Raw genomic sequence first — 18,983 nt, 5'->3', positions numbered from 1 at the left:
CCTTAGTACTGATCCCGGCGTGGGCGTTCGTGACGGGTACTCAACTCTTCCATAATCTCATCCAGTGGAAGCTTGCGCTCTTGCAGCAATACCAACAGATGATAGATCAGATCACTGACCTCAAGACGCAGCTCGGCGTTATCTTTATTTTTGGCGGCAATTATGGTCTCGGAAGCTTCCTCGCCTACCTTTTTGAGGATCTTATCCACGCCTTTATCAAACAGATAAGTGGTATACGCGCCTTCCGGGCGTTCCACTTCCCGCTCAGCAATCACACGCTCCAGCTCACCAAGAACAGCAAAACGCTCACCATCTGTCAAACTAGACACTGGTTTCGAAGCATCTGTTATTGGGTTATTCAAAGGAATCTCACGGAAAAAGCATGACGTAGCTCCAGTATGGCAAGCTGGTCCTTCAGGCACAACCTTCACGAGTAGTGTGTCGCTATCACAATCATAGGATATGGAGGTAATAGCTTGTGTGTTGCCTGAGGTTCCGCCTTTATGCCAAAGTTCGCTGCGCGAGCGGCTCCAAAACCAAGTCTGGCCACTCTCCAGTGAGAGCTGTAACGATTCGGAGTTCATATAAGCAACCATCAGTACCTCTAAACTGCTAGCATCCTGAACAACGGCAGGCACCAGACCCGCTTCATTCCAGCGAATGCCTGCCAGAGCTTCTTTTTGGCTTAATGTGGTATTGTTTTGTGTTTCGCTCATCGGATTTCTACCCCTTTTTGCTTCAAATCTGCCTTTAAATCATTAATTGCAATCTCTTTATAGTGAAAAATGGTCGCCGCAAGTCCCGCATCGGCTTTCCCTTCCGTAAATACATCGTAAAAATGCTCCTTCTTCCCAGCGCCGCCAGAAGCAATCACAGGAATACTGAGCAAATCGCATACTGCCGAGGTTAGCTTCAGGTCGAAGCCGTCTTTTGTGCCATCTGCATCCATGCTAGTGAGCAAAATCTCACCTGCGCCCAGCTTCTCAGCTTCTTTAGCCCAAGCCAGAGCACGGATGCCGGTGGGCTTACGCCCGCCATGAGTGTACACTTCCCATTCACCAAAAGCCTCATTATATTTAGCATCTATCGCTACTACAATACACTGGGAGCCAAATCGGCGAGCACCGTCCAAAATTAACTGAGGATTAGTGATGGCTGCCGTATTAATGCCGATTTTGTCTGCGCCTGCACGAAGAATTCTTTTCATATCATCAGTTGTAGAGATCCCTCCACCCACTGTAAAAGGAATGGCAATCTCACCAGCGGTCTGCCGCACAACCTCGATCATCGTTGCTCTACCTTCTACGGAAGCCGATATATCGAGAAACACAAGCTCGTCTGCGCCCTCACGGTCATACAGCGCCGCTAGCTCTACCGGATCTCCAGCATCACGCAGATTCACAAAGTTAACGCCTTTGACTACCCGTCCATCCTTAACGTCAAGACAGGGGATGATACGTTTTGCTAACATTATGAAATCCCCCTTTCTTTAAAAAGCCTTTCAAGCACCTAAAGTGTGTCCGTCCCCCTAAAGCCCTCTTAGTCCAGGGGGAGCCCAAGGGCCCCTGCCCTTTGGAAACCTCGATTGTTGGCATGGCGGATCATAGCCCATCCGGCTGAACCATAGCCCACACGGCTGAACATGTGCTATGATCGCTAACCCCTTCGTAGCCGCTTCCTTGACCCATAACACCTTCATGTTCCGCGGTTTTGGCCCTTATGTCGTCGGAAGGGCTCGCGCCACCTGCAAGCCCACGAGTATTTAGTTGCACAACGTGCAGTTATTTTATCAACCTTTTTGCAAGCTACTCTTTTAACTGCATTTCGTACAACTAAATCTGGGGATGAGCTTATAAATCAACTCATCTCTGAGTTATAGCTGCACGAAATACAACTAAATTAGCTAATCAGCTCTAAATGTGAAAAATAGCTGTATAAAGTACACTTAAATCATCATCCGAGGAAAAACACCCTTCCCGCCGCCTCATTACGCCTATTGTAGCAGATTGTGAAGCGGGTTTTAGCTAGCGGGTAACCTCCATCTTCACAGGTATTAAAATTTCACCGGATCCCTCGCTGAAACAGCGCCCAAGTCGTTACGCCATTCGTAATGAGATGAGATTTTTGCAAAGTGAAAACACATTAGCTAGTTGGATTTGTTGCTTTATTGGCCAGCTGGTTTGTTTTAGCTCTTTTGTTGGTTTGTTGCTTTGTTATTAAGCCCTTTTGCTGGTTTGCTGGTTTAACTTTTGCTAGTTTGCTTCTCTGGGCGTTCATTTAATTATCATTAGTTACTCATTTACTGTTACGTCTATTTCTTTAACCCACTGCTCATTTACTAGTTCATCTATTGTCTTTTTGTTCATTCGCTCGTTTATTAATTAGTTTGGTGATTTAGTGATTTGTGTTCACTACGTTACTGTTAAGTCTATTTCTTTAACCCACTGTTGGTTCTTTCTGTTTCATTAATCCACTATTCCTTGGCTAGCTCATGTCGTCTTTTTGTTCATCCGCTCATCAATTAGCGCGCTCGCCCAACGCTATTTCTGCCCAAGCGCTCGCAAAGCTCCAGAAAGATCAATATTGCCCGTATATAACGCCTTGCCAACAATAGCTCCGCCTACACCGCTGCCGCTGTGCACGTTCAGACGCAACAGATCATCAAGACTGGTGACTCCGCCGGACGCGATCACAGTTTTACCGCTGGCCTGCGCCATGGACAGGATACCGTCCACGTTCGGTCCCTGCATCATCCCGTCGCGGGAGATGTCGGTGTAAATGAATGTCTCGGCTCCTTTTGCCGCCAATTCCTTGGCAAGAGCTTCAGCACGTACTTCAGAGGTGTTCAGCCAGCCGTGTGTCGCAACATAACCGTTACGTGCATCAATGCCGATCGCGACTTTATCGCCGTATTTTGCCAGTACCTCTTCGGTAAAAGCATGATCATTAATCGCAGCAGTACCGATAATAACGCGGCTAACGCCAAGTCCGAGCAATTTCTCTACGTCCGCAAGATTGCGAAGACCGCCACCCACCTGCACAGGAACGTTAGCATTAGCAGCAATAGCACCGATAATCGCATCGTTCACAGGATGACCCGCTTTCGCACCATCTAAGTCCACCAAATGAATGAACTTTCCACCTTGCTCTTCCCATGATTTTGCCACCTTTAGTGGACTATCATTGTATATCGTTTCCTGATTGTAATCCCCCTGCTGCAGCCTGACGCATTTTCCATCCCGGATATCAATCGCCGGATATACAATAAAAGAAGACATTTGGCGCTCCCCACTTTCGTTCCATTATATTTATAGCGTGACTTACGCCCGCTCTCTCTTAATCTTCAAAAAATTACCCAACAGCTTGATTCCCAGCTCTCCGCTTTTTTCCGGATGGAACTGCATACCGAACACATTATCTTGCCCGACAATAGCTGTAACTGGGTAACCATAATCTGTGACGGCCAGCAGATCACTCTCTTTTGCTACAAGCGCGTGATAAGAGTGGACAAAATACACATGCCCCTCCTCAAGGCCAACAAAAAGCGGATTCTCCGGCTGTCTAAAGCTAAGCTTGTTCCACCCCATATGCGGCACCTTATAGCCATCTCTAGGAGCGAACCGCACCACTGAACCCGAGAGAATATCTAACCCCTCATGGCTGCCATGCTCTTCACCGGTGCTAAACAACAGCTGCATACCAAGACAGATCCCAAGCAGAGGCTGCTCTCCAGCGGCTACCTGTTTGACGACAAGATCCAAACCATTCTCCCGCAGATGCCCCATCGCATCGCCAAATGCACCGACACCTGGCAGAATGACACTATCAGCAGCGAGAATTTGCTCGGCATCACCCGTCACTACACACTCATAACCGAGACGTTCTACCGCCTTACTCACACTGTGCAGGTTGCCCATGCCATAATCGACGATTGCAACAGTCATCCTACAGCACTCCCTTCGTAGAAGGCACACCCTTCACACGGGGATCAATCAATGTTGCCTCATCCAGCGCCCGTCCAAGCGCTTTGAATACAGCCTCAATCATGTGGTGTGTGTTAGAACCGTAGTGTACGATAACATGTAACGTAATCCGTGCTTCGAGCGCGAACTTCCACAGGAACTCCTGAACAAGCTCCGTCGAAAAGCTGCCCACCTGCTGTGAAGGATAGGTTGCACGATATTCAAAGTGCGGGCGATTGCTGATATCGATCACAACCTGCGCCAACGCCTCATCCATCGGTACAAAAACACTCGCATAACGTTTGATTCCTTTTTTATCACCCAGTGCTTCGTGCAGTGCCTGCCCTAGGCAGATCCCAATGTCTTCAACCGTGTGGTGGTCATCAATCTCGATGTCTCCACGCGCCTGTACAGACAGGTCAAATTGTCCGTGCTTCGTGAACAGATCCAACATATGATTCAGAAAAGGAACATCCGTCTCCAGCTCTGAAACTCCACTTCCATCTACGTTAAGAGACAACTTTATATCCGTCTCGTTTGTTTTACGGCTTAATCCAGCTTGGCGCAGGGCCTGTTCGTTATTGTTCTCCATATCCGTCTCCACCTTTTCCTTCGTTCTTGAGTCGAATCTCAATGGCTCGTGCGTGGCCTTCTAAGCCTTCGCGACGTGCCAACTCTATAATGGTCTTCCCATCACGCAAGAGTGCTTCCTTACTGTAATAGATCAGACTTGATTTTTTAATAAAATCATCCACATCCACTGGTGACGAGAAACGTGCGGTCCCATTGGTTGGGATAATATGATTTGGCCCGGCAAAATAATCACCCACGGGCTCGGAGCTATACGCTCCCAGGAAGATGGCTCCAGCATTCTCAATGCTGCCTACGAGGCCCATAGGATCTTCGACAACAATCTCCAGATGCTCTGGTGCCAGTCTATTCACTACGGAGATCCCTTCCTCCATAGATTCCACAACAATGATCGCGCCGTAATTCTCTACCGAAGAACGGGCGATCGCCTGACGCGGCAGCTCTTGCAGCTGACGCTCCACTTCGGCCGCCACGTTATCCGCCAGGCTCTGCGATGGCGTGACCAGAATCGCCGAGGCCATCTCGTCATGCTCGGCCTGCGAGAGCAGATCCGCTGCGACATAAGCCGGCTCAGCGGTCTCATCTGCCAGCACGACAATTTCGCTTGGACCCGCGATACTGTCGATATCCACGGCGCCATATACCTCGCGTTTAGCCAGCGCAACGTATATGTTGCCAGGCCCACATATTTTATCTACCGGCGCTATGCTCTCCGTACCAAAAGCCAAAGCAGCTACCGCCTGTGCTCCGCCCACACGGTAGATTTCATTCACACCTGCTTCTGCGGCAGCAACCAGGATATAAGGGTCAATCCCTTCCTTGCCGCCGGTGGATGGCGGAGTCACCATGACGATCTCCGGCACACCCGCGATCTGTGCTGGGATCACGTTCATCAGCACCGAGGAGGGATAAGCTGCTTTGCCACCAGGTACATATACCCCTACCCGCTTCAGCGGACGAATAATCTGCCCCAGAATCGTGCCATCCGGCTGCAAATCCATCCATGAATTCCGTTTCTGTCTGGCATGGAACGCCCGGATATTGGCTGCAGCTGCTTGAATGGCAGATACGAAAGATTGCTCTACTCGGCCATACGCTGCCTGAAGCTCTTCCGGCGTTACCCGCAGTTGATTCGGCGTAAGTGCAACCCGGTCAAATTGCTCCGTATAGCGAAGAAGCGCTGTGTCTCCTTCTTTTTTAATGGCGGCCACAATTTCCTTTACCGCCTGATTTTGCTCTGGCGTACCATACTCCACTTCCCGCTCTAGCTTAAAGTCCTTGCTCGACACAACCTTCATCGCTGGTTCCTCCCTTTACCCCTAACATCTGTTGCCGCCTACCGCAAATTAGGTTGCCCTATAACTGCCTGTAGTCGGTCACACAGTTGCTGTATCTCTTCATTTTTCATCCGATAGCTCACACGATTCGCCACCAGGCGGCTTGTAATTTCGAATATACTCTTCATTTCGATTAATCCGTTGTCCCGCAGCGTTTGCCCGGTCTCTACCATATCCACAATACGATCGGCCAGACCAATCAGTGGTGCAAGCTCGATGGATCCATTTAGCTTCACTACCTCGACCTGTTGGCCCTGCTCCCTAAAATACCTTGAAGCTACATTCGGATATTTCGTCGCTACACGCTGCTGAATTCCCGGCTGCCAGTTCGGCAATCCGATGATCGACATCCGGCAGCGGGCAATGCCAAGATCAAGCAGCTCGTATACATCACGATCTTCCTCCAGCAAAACATCCTTGCCCACGATCCCAATATCCGCCACGCCATATTCTACATATGTAGGTACATCTACTGGTTTCGCCAATATAAACTCCATCCCTGCCTCAGGCAGCGGAATAACAAGCTTGCGTGATGCCTCACCGTCCGGTGGAATCGGAAGACCTGCCTGGCGGAACAGCTCAGCAGCCTTTTCGTAAATCCGGCCTTTTGGCATAGCCACCTTCAATATCTGTGCCATTGTTAAGTTGCCTCCTTTTCCATCTCCATGCAAAATTTATGTTATTCGCTTTTTGTACTAGCGATATCCTCAGCCATGCTCACTTACAAAAGATACGAATGTATAGATCTCACCGTACCGTACACCCTCTGCTTCAACCGTGTCCGTATCCAAACGCTTCACCGTTTCAAGCTCTTCTGGACCTGCAGCAAGTCTAGTAACGACTGCATGACCCTCTGACCGCAGGCGTGTTGCCTCTTCCAAGCCTTCTTTTCTGCGAATCGCATCATATTGGATCAAAATAGGCAGCTCTTGCTCTTCGACCACTCCAGTTACACCATCCAAGATGCGATTCGTTTTTAAGGAAAATCCTGTGGATGGGATCGGACGCCCAAACTGTTGCAGCAGATTGTCATATCTACCACCACTGCATACCGGAAATCCTAACTCCGCTGCATAACCTTCAAAAGTCATGCCTGTATAATAGGAAAAGTCCCCGATCATCGTCAGATCAATCAGTACATGCTGTGATACGCCGTAAGAGACCAGCACCTCCCACACCTTGCACAAATGATCAATCGAATGACGCGCGAGCGGATGATTGCTCAGCTCTAGCGCCTGTCCACAAATCTCCTTGCCTCCGCGCAGACGCAGCAGCCCATCCAGTTCGTTCTTCTGCGCTTCTGTAAGATCCAGCCGCCGTAAAGTCTCCCGGAAAGAAACATAGTCACGGCCCAGCAAATGACTTTTCAGCTCCTCTTGAGCCTCAGGCAGTTCAGGAAGTGCCTCTTGAAATAACCCATTCAGAAAGCCTACATGCCCCATAGCGATCTTAAAAGACTTCACACCCGCGGCTTGCAGCGAAGAAATAGCAAGCGCAACTACCTCCGCATCGGCTTCAGGTGAATCATCACCTACCAGCTCTACACCTGTCTGGAAGAACTCCGCTTCCCGCCCCGCTTCTTCCTCAATGGCACGGAATACATTCGCGTGATATGACAGACGCAATGGCAGTGGCTCATCCTTCAATAGAGAGGCAACAACACGGGCAACCGGGGCAGTCATTTCTGATCGAAGCACCAAAGCCTGACCACGATTGTTAAGTAATTTATAGAGCTTCTGGTCCGACGTAGAGCTAGCCACGCCAACTGTATCGTAATATTCCAACGTTGGAGTCATCATTTGCTGATATCCCCAGCGACTCATGCAATGCAGTACATCGTTCTCAATTTTGCGCAATTTCGTTACGGCCCGGGGCAGATAGTCCCGAACGCCAGACGGCTTCTCAAATCCCTTTGGTTTGGACATCTTCATTGTTCACCTCGTCAGTTATCATTAGATACTGTTTATGTTTACTTTACTATGGTAAAGTGGTAGCAAATTAAAGTATTTTCAATATCGTATCATGTTCACTGCTTTTTCGTCAATCAAACCCTTAGTCGAGCGTTTGGCATTTTCTTTATTTTTGCCTCCCCGCTTATCGAATACTATAATGAGCTAATACGATTGTACTTCATAATTTTGTAATTGGTGTTCTAAAAATATACTTTCAACTAGAAAGAAGGGCTAACGCTTGACTAAATCCTATATGATTGGCGTTGATATTGGTACTACAAGTACAAAGGCAGTTCTCTTCGAGGAGAATGGAGCCATAGTTGCACAAGCGAATATGGGTTATCCCTTGCATCAACCCTCCCCTTCTATAGCGGAGCAGGACCCAGAGCAAATCCTACGTGCAGTCTTTCATACCCTCTCTAATGTCATGCGGCAAAGCGCCGTAACTCCAGATAAGATCCTATTCGTCTCCTTCAGTTCAGCCATGCACAGTGTCATTGCAATTGATCAGCTGGGTAAACCACTTACTGCCTGCATCACTTGGGCTGACAACCGTAGTGCCGGATCTGCACTTCGCCTGAAGAACGAGTTCAACGGACATGAGTTGTATTTGCGCACAGGAACGCCTATTCATCCTATGTCACCGATTACCAAGCTAATGTGGCTTCGGGAAGAGCAGCCTCAGTTGTTTCAACAAACCTATAAATTCATTTCTATAAAAGAATACATATTCGCTCGGCTGTTCGGCGAATACATCATCGATCATTCCATTGCCTCTTCTACAGGCATGCTCAACCTTGAACTTTTGGAGTGGGATCAAGAGGCCCTGGAGATAGCCCATATTTCACCAGATCAACTCTCACGGCTTGTTCCCACCACAGAGATCATGCAAGGCCTGCTTCCCGGTCTAGCAGAGGAGCTATTACTGCTCCCGACGACACCTTTTGTCGTAGGAGCCAGTGATGGCGTCTTGTCCAACCTTGGCGTAGGCGCGATTAAACCCGGTGTAGTGGCCGCAACGATTGGAACAAGCGGAGCGATTCGCACCGTAGTGGATCACCCGCTTACCGACCCTAAAGGACGGACCTTCTGTTATAACTTAACCCCAAAACATTGGGTGATCGGAGGGCCCGTTAATAACGGTGGTATGCTGTTCCGCTGGGTACGGGATGAGTTCGCTGCTTCTGAAGTCGAAACCGCCAAACGTCTTGGCATTGACCCTTACGAGGTTCTAACGCGCATCGCGGAACAAGTTCCGGCAGGTAGCGGTGGTCTTCTATTCCATCCTTACTTAACTGGTGAACGGGCACCGCTGTGGAATCCTGATGCTCGTGGCTCCTTCTTCGGCCTTTCTATGAATCACCATAAGGAGCATATGATTCGCTCGGTACTAGAAGGCGTAATCTTCAATATGTATATGGTTCTGCTGGCTATGGAAGAGCAAATCGGGCGTCCTAGCAAAATTCTGGCTACAGGCGGCTTCGCCCGTTCCTCAGTCTGGCGGCAGATGATGTCTGATATTTTTGATCAAGAGGTCATCATTCCGGAGAGTATTGAAAGCTCCTGCCTCGGAGCAGTAGTGCTTGGTCTTTACGCAACGGGCCGCGTGGACTCCTTCGATGTTGTATTCGACATGATCGGTTCAACTTACCAGCATGATCCGATTGATGAACATACCAAAGTGTACAAGCAGCTGCTGCCGATTTATATTTCCGTCTACCGTAGTCTGGAAAGCCAGTATCAAGCTATTGCGGAGTTTCAGCGGGAACAAGCTGGAGAATAGACAAAAAATAAAAGCGCCGGTCAACCCGCATATACGGGAGACCGGCGCTTTTATATTACCTAGCAGTAGACTATGCGCTTATGGAGCCTGTTTTTGCTTTCTTTTGTGCGCCTGATCCGAAAATAATCCAAGACGCAGGCACATACCGGAAGACGAGAGCCACTGCCAGCCATGAAACCAGCAGCGCAACAAGCCATCCTCCTACAATCGCTGCGATGTACGCAAGAGAACCCCCGTGAAACGGTAATTTTCTATAGAAATACAGCAGCATAGGGTGCAATAGATAAATTCCGAAGGAGCATGCTCCCACGGATACCAAAAGTCTTGTCAGCAAGCTACGACCCGCCCCATAGAGCAAGAAGGAGATTTGCAACAGCACCACACAAGAGAGCAGCGCATGTAAATTAGAGAAACCCTCATACCATAAGCTGTTGATGACAGTTTTTTTCGTGTAATTGTTAAACCATAGCTCAACATGAACAACCCCTGCTACAATCCATAACAACCACAAAGTAATCCAAACCGGACCTTTACCGGCGCGCCAGCCTTCACGTGAAGGCACTAACCATTTTTTCAAAGAAGAGTAATACACTGCAATCCCAGCACCCAGCAGGAAATACGAGAAGTAAGTGATCGCCAGACTCCCCTTGGATAACTGCCAATACCCGTGATTGGTCATGTATTTATTCAGCAACACAAAACCCCACTGTAGTAATAACCCGATCAGTGGCGCCCAAGCCGCCAGATGACGAACCTTTTGCAAACACCACAAAATGAGCGGAAATAACACGTAAAACTGAATAATGATAATAATATAATACAGATGCGTATATGCCGTTCCTGTCCATAAATACTTCCATAGCTTAGAAGCCATCTCCCCCGGAGGTAAGCCCCAAGTATTCCCGGCATTCATTTTTAACGCAAAATACAGCAGTGAAAATACTACATAAGGCACAATAATATAAAGCAGCCTTCTAGTGTAGAACTTTCCTAGCGTTTTGCCACCCAGCGGACGGTCAATATAGTTATAGAAGAGCACGAACCCACTCAAAAATATGAATGAAGGTACGGCGAACTGGCTGAATTTATTAATAAATAAGAACGGATGAAACATGTTTGTACCTAGTGTCTCCGCCAACGTTCGTGAAGTAGCATGAATAGCCAGCACTGCAAAAATAGCAATCGCCCGAAAAATATCCAGCTGCGGAATTCTTTCTTTTTGTCTCATAATCTTTCCTCCTGTTAAGCTCCGCATCGAAGTGATGCCTTTTTAATCAAATATTATGAAGGCTACTTCCCCACGTTTAAGCGTGTGCGTGTATCAGACCTTCTTCTAACGCTATTTCTCCTGCTGCACGAACCCCTTTGCCCGTTCCTCAGGGATATAACCTGACTTTTCCTGCGGACTGGATTCCAAAGAGCGAGGCACGCTTCCAAAAATAATCCATGAACCCGGGACTCGCCGGAAAGCAAACTGCACAATAAGCCAGCTCCCTCCCAGTGCGACCACAAGCCCTCCGTAGATGAACAAAACATATGTTAGCGACTCTAGGGGAATCTGATATCGGAACCTGCGATATACCGCCAGCAATAGCGGATGAATCAAATATATCGCAAATGAGAGTTCACCCAAACGTGTTAAAAAAGCAACAATCCCGCGAGAGGCCTTACGATAGATCAGGAATGTAGCATACAACAGAACCAATGCTGATAACATCGTATGGACATTCCATAGTAGCTCGTACCACAGCGAATCCGTCCACACCCCAAAATGGCGGGCCACATACCATAGCTGCACATGGATAAAGGCTGCAATTAACCACCCGCTCACTAACAGGGCAGTCCATCCTTTTTGCCTGGCAGTTAGCTCTCTCCATGGCTTCATCAGCCAAGTCTTCACCTTCTCAAAGTGAATTGCGATATAAGCACCCATCATATAATAAGCCAGATAAGAGATCGCGAGGCTCCCTTTTTCAACAATGTGCAGTTCGTATTTATTCCAGAAAATAAACCCCCACTGAAGTGCCAATCCGAGCGGAACCGCCCATTTAATTAAAAAGCGGGAACTCTGGAGTAGCTTAAGCAGTACTGGAAAAAGCAAATAAAACTGAATGCTGATAAATACAAAATACAAATGCGCATATGCGGAACCTGAGAATAACGCTCTAATAAAGCTGTACAGGTTGCCACCGAGGTTCTGGGTCAATCGTCCGTTCACATATAAGGTTAGTGCGTAATAGCCCATAGAGGCTAGCAGATAAGGTAATAAAATATACTTTAATCGACGACGGTAGAAATTAATAATCAAGCTGCGTGTCACAGGACGCCCATAATAATTATAAAACAATACAAAGCTGCTCAGAAAAATAAATGAGGGCGTACCGAATTTAAAGAAAATGTTGATCCAGTTCAGCCAGTAATAATAAGGGGAATGCAGTGCCTGCTCTCCAGCGGCAAAAGATGAGGAATGCACATGCAATACGCCTAAGATCGCTAATGCTCTGAAAATATCCAGCTGGGGCAGCCTTTCCTGTCTCGCAGTGTTCATATTATATTCCTCTTCTCTACTATGATGGTTGTTCATAGAGACGCTAAGCGGAATGTGGAAACTGAAAATACCAGGAAGCCTGCACCTGCTGATTTTACATTCTGATATTTGAAGCTGAATGCCTAGCGTGGGATTCGCCTTATCACTAACGCTAATTATATCGAATGTATCTGTTCTAAAAACTTAAGAAGAACTTAAAGTTTCCTTAATAATCTTCTCTAAGACGCAAGAAACCCTGCAGAACCTGCGCTAAAAAAACGCAATATGTAACTGCAGGGTTAAAAAAGCATCGTTTACACTTGTTCCGAATGTTCTTCCGTTGAAGAGGGGCGCAGCTCTCGCAGAGGATTGCCTCCGACAAAAGAGCCAGCCGCCACATTTTTGTGCACCACGGAGCCAGCAGCTATAACTGCCCAATCTCCAATGGTTACACCGGGAAGAATCGTTGTATTCGCGCCGATCAATACATTTTCACCGATCACCACTTCGCCCAGACGATATTCCTTGATCAGATACTCATGCGCCAGAATCGTCGTGTTATAACCAATAATAGAATTCTCACCTACCGTTATTTTCTCCGGAAAAAACACATCCACCATTGCCATAAGACCAAAAGCCGTGTGTTTACCAACCTTCATCCCCAGCATCCGTCGATAGATCCAATTCTTTAACGGTAGAATCGGACAATAGCGGGCAATCTGAATAAAAATAAAGTTGCGGACACCCTTCCAAGGGCTGACCGTACGGTAAATATACCAAAGTGAGTTATGACCTTCTACTGGATAACGGGTTACGTTTCTCACGATTCATTCGTTCCTCGCTCCATAATTTCTATAATATCCTTCATGTTATGGATGATAAAGTCCGGATCATACTTGCGGAGCGTATCCTCGCCCTTCAAAGACCAAGATACTCCAGCAGCGTATACACCGGCAGCTTTGGCTGATTGAATATCAACTGCACTGTCACCTATCATTAAGGTTTTGCGAGGATCAACACCAAGGTTGTGGACCGCTGTCAGTACGGGCTCCGGATGTGGCTTTGGTTCAGTAACATCGTTCACAGTCACAATCGTATCCATGTACTTAAGCAAATCGAACCTTTCCAGGGTCTTGATCGTTGTTGGACGGATCTTAGTAGTTACAATCCCAAGTTTGATCCCACGACGCGAGAGCTCCTCTATGGTCTCCTTTACAAGCGGAAAGGAACGCACTAACTCATCATGATGCTCATTATTATAAGAACGATAGGACTTTTCTAACGTACCATTTACATCCTCTAGTCCAGAGAATACTCTCATCTGTTGCTGAAGGGTTGTTCCCATATGCGGAATTATCTCTTCTCTGGTCAGTGGAGCCAGACCATTGTCCTTCAGCGCGTACATAAATGAGCTAATGATTAGCTCATTCGTATCGACAATCGTTCCATCCAGATCAAAAAGAACGCATTCTATCATAAGTTTTACTGCTCCTTCTTATCTCCATCCGCTGGCTGTCCTTGCTCAGGTTGTGTTCCTTGACGAGTTTTCTGCGGTGTATTTACTGCGCTTTCTGGCACTACAGTATCTGCTTGGATCGGTTTAGTACATACGATAGGGTCAGAATAATGTGCTTTAGGCTCTCCGGTTACTCTGCGAATAACGATCAGCAATATAGCTGCCACAATAATAAGTAGAGAAAGCAGCTGAGAAATACGAATATTACCATAGGCAGGATCCAGATATCCTTGTTCAAAACCTAACCATTCCATCGGACTCCATAAGCCGTTTATAAACGAAGCCAGTCCTGCACTTCCGTTAAAAGCTAAACTGTCAGTACGCACAGCCTCGATGAAGAACCGACCGATGGAATACCATATAAAGTAAGACATAAAGATTTCTCCAGCACGTACAAACTTCTGACGACGGAGAACCATCAATAACGCAATCCCTAGTAAGCTCCAAAGAGATTCATACAGGAAGGTCGGATGATGAAAAGCATCTCCTATGTACATTTGATTAACGATGAAGTCAGGTAAATGCAGTTTATCCCGTAAAAAAGATTCCTCAACTACGCTGCCGTATGCCTCTTGGTTGACAAAGTTTCCCCAGCGGCCAATCATTTGACCCGCCAGTAGTCCAGGTGCACAAATATCAACAATACGCCAGAAAGGGTAACCCTTATAACGGAAATAAATAATTCCGCAAATAATCGCTCCTATTAATGCGCCGTAAATGGCGATGCCGCCATTCCAGATCTTAAAGACGTCTATCAGATTATGCTTATAATCGTCCCATTTAAAAGCTACAAAATAAATCCGTGCCCCTATAATTGCCGAGGGTACACCCAGTAGCAGCATATCCATAAAGAATTCTTGCGGGATTCCGAACCGTTTGCCCTCGCGGATCGCAAGAAATAATCCCGCGAGTGCACCGACCCCTAGTATTAACCCGTACCAGTGTACAGGTAGTGATCCAATTGAGAATACAATAGGATCTATTGCTAATGGGAACATTGTCTCACACTCCTAATCGAGATCGTCCATATCCTCAGATATGGTCGCAGTTAACTTATTCGTAAACTGCAGGGCTGCATTAAAGCCCATTTGCTTCAGGCGATAGTTCATCGCAGCAACCTCAATAATAACGGCAAGGTTACGTCCTGGACGTACAGGAATGGTTACAAGTGGAACATCGGTATCAATAATCCGCGTTGTTTCCTCATCAAGTCCAAGCCGGTCATACTGCTTGTCTTGCTGCCAAGCCTCTAATCTAACGACAAGTGTAATCCGTTTATGATTACGGATAGCACCCGCACCAAAAAGTGTCATTACGTTAATGATACCTACTCCGCGAATTTCCAACAAGTGACGGATCAACTCAGGGGCTGTACCATGCAGCTGGTTATCTGAAGTCTGGCGGATTTCCACGGCATCATCAGCGATCAGTCTATGTCCACGTTTTACAAGTTCAAGGGCTGTCTCACTCTTACCAATACCACTACTACCAGTAATCAGCATACCTACACCATATACATCACAGAGTACACCATGAATCGTTGCTGTAGGGGCTAATCTCCCTTCTAAGAAGCTCGTCAAACGGCTGGAGAAAATAGTCGTAGCCATCGAGCTACGAAGCACAGGAAGTCCCTTTTCATTACTTATATCAATTAACTCCTGTGGCACATCCAAACTACGGGTAATTACGATACAAGGGGTATTGTCATTACAGATTCCACGAAGCCTACTTTTACGTTCAGCTTCAGGCAGCATGGAGAAGAATGCGAGTTCTGTCTTACCTAATAGTTGAACACGTTCTTCCGGATAATATTCGAAATAACCAGCAATCTCTAGTCCAGGGCGATTCAGGTCATCGACCGTAATAGGTCGTTTTAGACCTTCCTGGCCGGAAATAACCTCTAATTGAAAATGTTGTACCAATTCAGATACTTTTACTTTCTTAGCCATGTAAATTCGTCCTTTCGTCACCTGCGGTATATGTCCGCTTACTGCGTCCGGTTGACAGCGATCTCATTACAATTCCGGAGGTAATTCTCCTGCTATCTTAATTGATAACGCTTGTGAATGCAATCTTAACGCCTATCCATTACGACCCTAATTAAACAATAAAGCCACCCTTTCGGGTGGCTTTATCAAGAGAGAAAAGATCCTGCGATCTTATCCCAACAGAATGTTAACTTCGGATTCTTTATCGAAGAAGTGAACTTTGTTCATATCGATAGCCAATTTTGGCTTGCTGCCTTCGCGAGTAGTGGAACGTCCATCTACACGAGCGATTACAGTAGATTTACCAAGGCCGCTCAAGTAAAGGAGCATTTCGTGACCAAGGTTTTCAGTTACATCAACCAATGAAGTAAAGATTGTGTTCGGGGAAGCTTCCAAGAATACTGGCTCTTCATGGATATCTTCTGGACGAACGCCCATAATTACTTCTTTGCCAATGTAGCCTTTGCTGCGGATGATTTGAGCTTTTCCGCCTGGTACTTCAACATCAAGGTTCTCAGCGCGGAAACGGATAGAACCGTTTGCTTCGGACAAAGTACCATTGATAAAGTTCATTGTAGGGGATCCGATAAATCCAGCTACGAACAGGTTAGTTGGTTCATTGTACAACTCTTCAGGGGAAGCAGCTTGTTGAATGATACCATCATACATAACTACGATACGGTCACCCATTGTCATAGCTTCTGTTTGGTCATGCGTTACGTAGATACAAGTGGTTTCAAGGCGTTTAACCAGTTTAGTGATTTCAGCGCGCATTTGACCACGAAGTTTAGCATCCAAGTTGGAAAGAGGCTCATCCATCAAGAAGACTTGTGGATCACGTACGATAGCGCGTCCCAAAGCGACACGTTGGCGTTGACCACCGGAAAGTGCTTTTGGTTTACGATCTAGCAAATGCTCGATATCGAGAATTCTAGCAGCTTCACGTACTTTCTTGTCGATTTCATCTTTCTTCACTTTACGAAGTTTCAAACCGAAAGCCATGTTTTGGTATACGCTCATATGCGGATACAGGGCGTAGGATTGGAATACCATCGCGATATCGCGGTCTTTAGGTGCAACGTCGTTGACTACACGATCGCCAATGTACATTTTACCTTCGGAGATTTCTTCCAGACCAGCGATCATACGCAAAGTTGTGGATTTACCGCAACCGGATGGTCCAACCAATACTAGAAATTCCTTATCTTTAATATCAAGATTGATATCCATTACTGTTGCTTTATCTGAACCCGGGTATTTTTTGAAAATATGCTCTAAACGTACGCCTGCCATTGTATTTCCCCCTCGAGTTAATTATTGATTAATTGAAAAATTCTTTTTTCCTTGTACATTTATATTACCCTAGACGGGACACGGTGGCTATTTGTAACGTTCACAAAAAACCTATTTCCTTTTCGTCACTTTATACAAAAGCATAGTAAGCTTCACAATAGCAGCGTCCCCAAAGCTACGCACATCGGCACCCGTCTCCTGTTTTATCTTGTCCAGACGGTATAAAAGCGTGTTGCGATGAATATATAACTTCTTGGCTGTTTCACTTACATTACAATCCATCTCAAAAAACGTCTCCAGGGTCATCAGCATCTCTTTATCCGATAATACGGAAGAATAGTCGCCAATCTGTCCAAGTAACTGTTTACGCCGTGCATCAGGAATGCTGTTAACCAAACGTTCCAAATGCAGCTCCCAAGGTAAATGAATATATTCACCCACTTGGAAAATACGTCCGAGTACAATGGTCTCCCTCAGCAAGGCCACGGATCCCGTCAATCCCTTAACAGGGACTATAGCCGGAGCTACAGCCAAATGGAATACACCTACCCATTCGCTGGCTATCAGTTCGTGTAAGCCCATACTGGTCTGAGCCAGAATTTCATCTACACTCTCTTCTTCCTCATCCTTATCATCTCCGCCCGTGAGTAGTTCCTTCCGGGCCAATATTAACCATTCTTTTTCTTGAAGAGGTATAAGCAGAATTTCATTCTCAAAATAGCTGCGCAGCAGCTTCATTAAGGAACGATAAGTGATCTGCGGGCTATGTGCATTCTCACTGCTAAGTAGGAATGGAACCATATCTCCGAATAAACGTCCCTTTAGAGCCATCTCATCGGGTATCTCAGAGTCATTTTTCTCTTGCTCCAGTTCGGTGTTCAACCAGGTACCCAGCTGCCGAGCCTCCGCTTCCCCTTCTTCTCTAACCCCAGTAGCTTTTAGTGCAATTGCAAAGTTTCGAACTGCATAATTCACTAATTGTATTTCCAAAGAGTTAAGTCCATCCAATTCCACCCAGACAGCGGTTACACGTCCATCAGTCTCATATAATGGTGCCCAAAGATGACCTTCATGGATTACCGGCTGTTCTTGTGCTTCCAATCCCAGGCTAAAAAGAGAAGCTGAATGTTGCCTCCCTAACTGCTTGATTCCGGTTTTCTTTCCGGTGAGCTGCTCTAACTTTTTTCGCAATGTTTCGCTATCCATAGTCACCATACTCCACCACTTTTGCTCTTTTCGCCTATTTTAGCATATTCTCTAATATTATGTTAATCACTGCAGCAGCGCGCTACTATAATACGACATAAAAACACAAAAAAAGCCACCACCCTAAGGTGATGACTTTCTGTTTGGGATGAGCCATGAAGGACTCGAACCTTCGACACCCTGATTAAAAGTCAGGTGCTCTACCAACTGAGCTAATGGCTCATAAATGGTGGGGGATGATGGATTCGAACCACCGAACACGTACGTGAGCAGATTTACAGTCTGATGCGTTTGGCCACTTCGCTAATCCCCCAAAAAAGGTGGCTCGGGACGGAATCGAACCGCCGACACGAGGATTTTCAGTCCTCTGCTCTACCGACTGAGCTACCGAGCCATAAGATTACATGACAATTAAGCGGAAAAGTCTTACACTTCCCACTCATTTTGTGGAAAAAATGGCGGAACCGACGGGATTCGAACCCGCGGTCTCCTGCGTGACAGGCAGGCATGTTAGGCCAACTACACCACGGTTCCGCATTAATTAAAAATGGTGCCGGCGAGAGGACTTGAACCCCCAACCTACTGATTACAAGTCAGTTGCTCTACCAGTTGAGCTACACCGGCACGGTGTAAAAGCAATTCTAAAAAGATGAAAATGGTGGAGGCTGAGGGGATCGAACCCCCGACCCTCTGCTTGTAAGGCAGATGCTCTCCCAGCTGAGCTAAGCCTCCAGGTATTATGGTAGCGGCGAAGGGGATCGAACCCCCGACCTCACGGGTATGAACCGTACGCTCTAGCCAGCTGAGCTACACCGCCACAATAATTAG

Annotated in this window: 17 protein-coding genes and 7 tRNA genes; 1 reads left to right on the top strand and 23 read right to left on the bottom strand. The window is 46.8% G+C overall.

Annotation, left to right across the window (positions count from 1 at the left end):
* Nucleotides 1-2: 2 nt before the first annotated feature.
* From hisIE to MHH46_RS00775, 8 genes are all read right to left on the bottom strand, one after another.
* The gene (gene hisIE, locus MHH46_RS00810) at nucleotides 3-716 is read right to left on the bottom strand and encodes a bifunctional phosphoribosyl-AMP cyclohydrolase/phosphoribosyl-ATP diphosphatase HisIE (RefSeq protein ID WP_076126841.1); all 714 of its coding nucleotides are present in this window, start codon (nucleotides 714-716) and stop codon (nucleotides 3-5) included.
* On the bottom strand, nucleotides 713-1,471 hold the full coding sequence (hisF, locus tag MHH46_RS00805) for an imidazole glycerol phosphate synthase subunit HisF (RefSeq protein ID WP_036687077.1): 759 nt from the start codon (nucleotides 1,469-1,471) through the stop codon (nucleotides 713-715). The genes hisIE and hisF overlap by 4 nt, the downstream gene beginning before the upstream one ends.
* Before the next feature lie 1,069 nt (nucleotides 1,472-2,540).
* Complete coding sequence (hisA, locus tag MHH46_RS00800) at nucleotides 2,541-3,278, bottom strand: 1-(5-phosphoribosyl)-5-[(5-phosphoribosylamino)methylideneamino]imidazole-4-carboxamide isomerase (RefSeq protein ID WP_076126839.1); 738 nt, start codon at nucleotides 3,276-3,278, stop codon at nucleotides 2,541-2,543.
* 42 nt (nucleotides 3,279-3,320) lie between these two features.
* A complete protein-coding gene (gene hisH, locus MHH46_RS00795; protein WP_076126837.1) occupies nucleotides 3,321-3,944 on the bottom strand; it encodes an imidazole glycerol phosphate synthase subunit HisH in 624 nt (207 codons plus the stop codon).
* Between the two features lies 1 nt (nucleotide 3,945).
* Entirely contained in the window at nucleotides 3,946-4,554 is a 609-nt protein-coding gene (hisB, locus tag MHH46_RS00790; RefSeq protein WP_036687073.1) for an imidazoleglycerol-phosphate dehydratase HisB, read from the bottom strand.
* Nucleotides 4,541-5,851, bottom strand: a complete 1,311-nt coding sequence (gene hisD / locus MHH46_RS00785) for a histidinol dehydrogenase (protein WP_076126836.1) — start codon at nucleotides 5,849-5,851, stop codon at nucleotides 4,541-4,543. Before hisD ends, hisB begins: the two co-directional genes overlap by 14 nt.
* Before the next feature lie 38 nt (nucleotides 5,852-5,889).
* Nucleotides 5,890-6,528 carry an ATP phosphoribosyltransferase gene (gene hisG, locus MHH46_RS00780; protein WP_036687062.1) on the bottom strand — a complete coding sequence of 213 codons (639 nt, stop codon included), beginning with the start codon at nucleotides 6,526-6,528 and terminating at the stop codon, nucleotides 5,890-5,892.
* 69 nt (nucleotides 6,529-6,597) lie between these two features.
* Nucleotides 6,598-7,815: an ATP phosphoribosyltransferase regulatory subunit gene (locus tag MHH46_RS00775; RefSeq protein ID WP_076126834.1), complete on the bottom strand. Its 1,218-nt coding sequence runs from the start codon at nucleotides 7,813-7,815 to the stop codon at nucleotides 6,598-6,600.
* A 280-nt stretch (nucleotides 7,816-8,095) separates the two neighbouring features.
* Between MHH46_RS00775 and gntK the strand changes: the two genes are divergently transcribed.
* On the top strand, nucleotides 8,096-9,625 hold the full coding sequence (gene gntK, locus MHH46_RS00770) for a gluconokinase (RefSeq protein WP_076192674.1): 1,530 nt from the start codon (nucleotides 8,096-8,098) through the stop codon (nucleotides 9,623-9,625).
* A gap of 70 nt (nucleotides 9,626-9,695) precedes the next feature.
* Here gntK and MHH46_RS00765 read toward each other — a convergent pair whose 3' ends face one another.
* The 15 genes from MHH46_RS00765 to MHH46_RS00695 all read right to left on the bottom strand — a co-directional run bounded on the left by MHH46_RS00765 (nucleotide 9,696) and on the right by MHH46_RS00695 (nucleotide 18,972).
* The gene (locus MHH46_RS00765) at nucleotides 9,696-10,853 is read right to left on the bottom strand and encodes an acyltransferase (protein ID WP_076126832.1); all 1,158 of its coding nucleotides are present in this window, start codon (nucleotides 10,851-10,853) and stop codon (nucleotides 9,696-9,698) included.
* 111 nt (nucleotides 10,854-10,964) lie between these two features.
* A complete protein-coding gene (locus tag MHH46_RS00760) occupies nucleotides 10,965-12,173 on the bottom strand; it encodes an acyltransferase (RefSeq protein ID WP_076186883.1) in 1,209 nt (402 codons plus the stop codon).
* Nucleotides 12,174-12,466: 293 nt separating this feature from the next.
* On the bottom strand, nucleotides 12,467-12,976 hold the full coding sequence (locus MHH46_RS00755) for a DapH/DapD/GlmU-related protein (RefSeq protein WP_172628771.1): 510 nt from the start codon (nucleotides 12,974-12,976) through the stop codon (nucleotides 12,467-12,469).
* A complete protein-coding gene (gene ppaX, locus MHH46_RS00750; protein ID WP_076126829.1) occupies nucleotides 12,973-13,629 on the bottom strand; it encodes a pyrophosphatase PpaX in 657 nt (218 codons plus the stop codon). The genes MHH46_RS00755 and ppaX overlap by 4 nt, the downstream gene beginning before the upstream one ends.
* A gap of 5 nt (nucleotides 13,630-13,634) precedes the next feature.
* Entirely contained in the window at nucleotides 13,635-14,666 is a 1,032-nt protein-coding gene (gene lgt, locus MHH46_RS00745; protein ID WP_076126827.1) for a prolipoprotein diacylglyceryl transferase, read from the bottom strand.
* 12 nt (nucleotides 14,667-14,678) lie between these two features.
* On the bottom strand, nucleotides 14,679-15,617 hold the full coding sequence (gene hprK, locus MHH46_RS00740; protein WP_036687047.1) for an HPr(Ser) kinase/phosphatase: 939 nt from the start codon (nucleotides 15,615-15,617) through the stop codon (nucleotides 14,679-14,681).
* A 210-nt stretch (nucleotides 15,618-15,827) separates the two neighbouring features.
* Nucleotides 15,828-16,949 carry an ABC transporter ATP-binding protein gene (locus tag MHH46_RS00735; RefSeq protein WP_076126826.1) on the bottom strand — a complete coding sequence of 374 codons (1,122 nt, stop codon included), beginning with the start codon at nucleotides 16,947-16,949 and terminating at the stop codon, nucleotides 15,828-15,830.
* A gap of 111 nt (nucleotides 16,950-17,060) precedes the next feature.
* Complete coding sequence (locus tag MHH46_RS00730) at nucleotides 17,061-18,155, bottom strand: CdaR family transcriptional regulator (RefSeq protein ID WP_036687042.1); 1,095 nt, start codon at nucleotides 18,153-18,155, stop codon at nucleotides 17,061-17,063.
* 149 nt (nucleotides 18,156-18,304) lie between these two features.
* Nucleotides 18,305-18,377 (bottom strand) — tRNA-Lys (locus MHH46_RS00725).
* Nucleotides 18,378-18,382: 5 nt separating this feature from the next.
* Nucleotides 18,383-18,468, bottom strand: a tRNA-Tyr gene (locus MHH46_RS00720).
* 8 nt (nucleotides 18,469-18,476) lie between these two features.
* Nucleotides 18,477-18,549 (bottom strand) — tRNA-Phe (locus MHH46_RS00715).
* A gap of 62 nt (nucleotides 18,550-18,611) precedes the next feature.
* Nucleotides 18,612-18,689, bottom strand: a tRNA-Asp gene (locus tag MHH46_RS00710).
* A gap of 14 nt (nucleotides 18,690-18,703) precedes the next feature.
* Nucleotides 18,704-18,779 (bottom strand) — tRNA-Thr (locus MHH46_RS00705).
* A 32-nt stretch (nucleotides 18,780-18,811) separates the two neighbouring features.
* Nucleotides 18,812-18,887 (bottom strand) — tRNA-Val (locus MHH46_RS00700).
* An 8-nt stretch (nucleotides 18,888-18,895) separates the two neighbouring features.
* A tRNA-Met gene (locus MHH46_RS00695) sits at nucleotides 18,896-18,972 on the bottom strand.
* Between the last annotated feature and the right edge of the window lie 11 nt (nucleotides 18,973-18,983).

The sequence above is a fragment of the Paenibacillus sp. FSL H8-0175 genome (genome assembly GCF_045040615.1).
Taxonomy (GTDB): domain Bacteria; phylum Bacillota; class Bacilli; order Paenibacillales; family Paenibacillaceae; genus Paenibacillus_AQ; species Paenibacillus_AQ odorifer.
Note: the sequence above shows the minus strand (reverse complement) of the source record. Positions and strands in the feature narration are given on the sequence as shown.

What these genes read in the sequence shown, in the direction of transcription:
- MHH46_RS00730 (WP_036687042.1), bottom strand. Translation starts at nt 18,155, where the DNA reads ATGGATAGCGAAACATTGCGAAAAAAGTTAGAGCAGCTCACCGGAAAG.
- hisIE (WP_076126841.1), bottom strand. Translation starts at nt 716, where the DNA reads ATGAGCGAAACACAAAACAATACCACATTAAGCCAAAAAGAAGCTCTG.
- MHH46_RS00735 (WP_076126826.1), bottom strand. Translation starts at nt 16,949, where the DNA reads ATGGCAGGCGTACGTTTAGAGCATATTTTCAAAAAATACCCGGGTTCA.
- hisH (WP_076126837.1), bottom strand. Translation starts at nt 3,944, where the DNA reads ATGACTGTTGCAATCGTCGATTATGGCATGGGCAACCTGCACAGTGTG.
- MHH46_RS00760 (WP_076186883.1), bottom strand. Translation starts at nt 12,173, where the DNA reads ATGAACACTGCGAGACAGGAAAGGCTGCCCCAGCTGGATATTTTCAGA.
- hisD (WP_076126836.1), bottom strand. Translation starts at nt 5,851, where the DNA reads ATGAAGGTTGTGTCGAGCAAGGACTTTAAGCTAGAGCGGGAAGTGGAG.
- hisG (WP_036687062.1), bottom strand. Translation starts at nt 6,528, where the DNA reads ATGGCACAGATATTGAAGGTGGCTATGCCAAAAGGCCGGATTTACGAA.
- MHH46_RS00765 (WP_076126832.1), bottom strand. Translation starts at nt 10,853, where the DNA reads ATGAGACAAAAAGAAAGAATTCCGCAGCTGGATATTTTTCGGGCGATT.
- hprK (WP_036687047.1), bottom strand. Translation starts at nt 15,617, where the DNA reads ATGGCTAAGAAAGTAAAAGTATCTGAATTGGTACAACATTTTCAATTA.
- MHH46_RS00775 (WP_076126834.1), bottom strand. Translation starts at nt 7,815, where the DNA reads ATGTCCAAACCAAAGGGATTTGAGAAGCCGTCTGGCGTTCGGGACTAT.
- gntK (WP_076192674.1), top strand. Translation starts at nt 8,096, where the DNA reads ATGATTGGCGTTGATATTGGTACTACAAGTACAAAGGCAGTTCTCTTC.
- hisF (WP_036687077.1), bottom strand. Translation starts at nt 1,471, where the DNA reads ATGTTAGCAAAACGTATCATCCCCTGTCTTGACGTTAAGGATGGACGG.
- hisA (WP_076126839.1), bottom strand. Translation starts at nt 3,278, where the DNA reads ATGTCTTCTTTTATTGTATATCCGGCGATTGATATCCGGGATGGAAAA.
- ppaX (WP_076126829.1), bottom strand. Translation starts at nt 13,629, where the DNA reads ATGATAGAATGCGTTCTTTTTGATCTGGATGGAACGATTGTCGATACG.
- hisB (WP_036687073.1), bottom strand. Translation starts at nt 4,554, where the DNA reads ATGGAGAACAATAACGAACAGGCCCTGCGCCAAGCTGGATTAAGCCGT.
- lgt (WP_076126827.1), bottom strand. Translation starts at nt 14,666, where the DNA reads ATGTTCCCATTAGCAATAGATCCTATTGTATTCTCAATTGGATCACTA.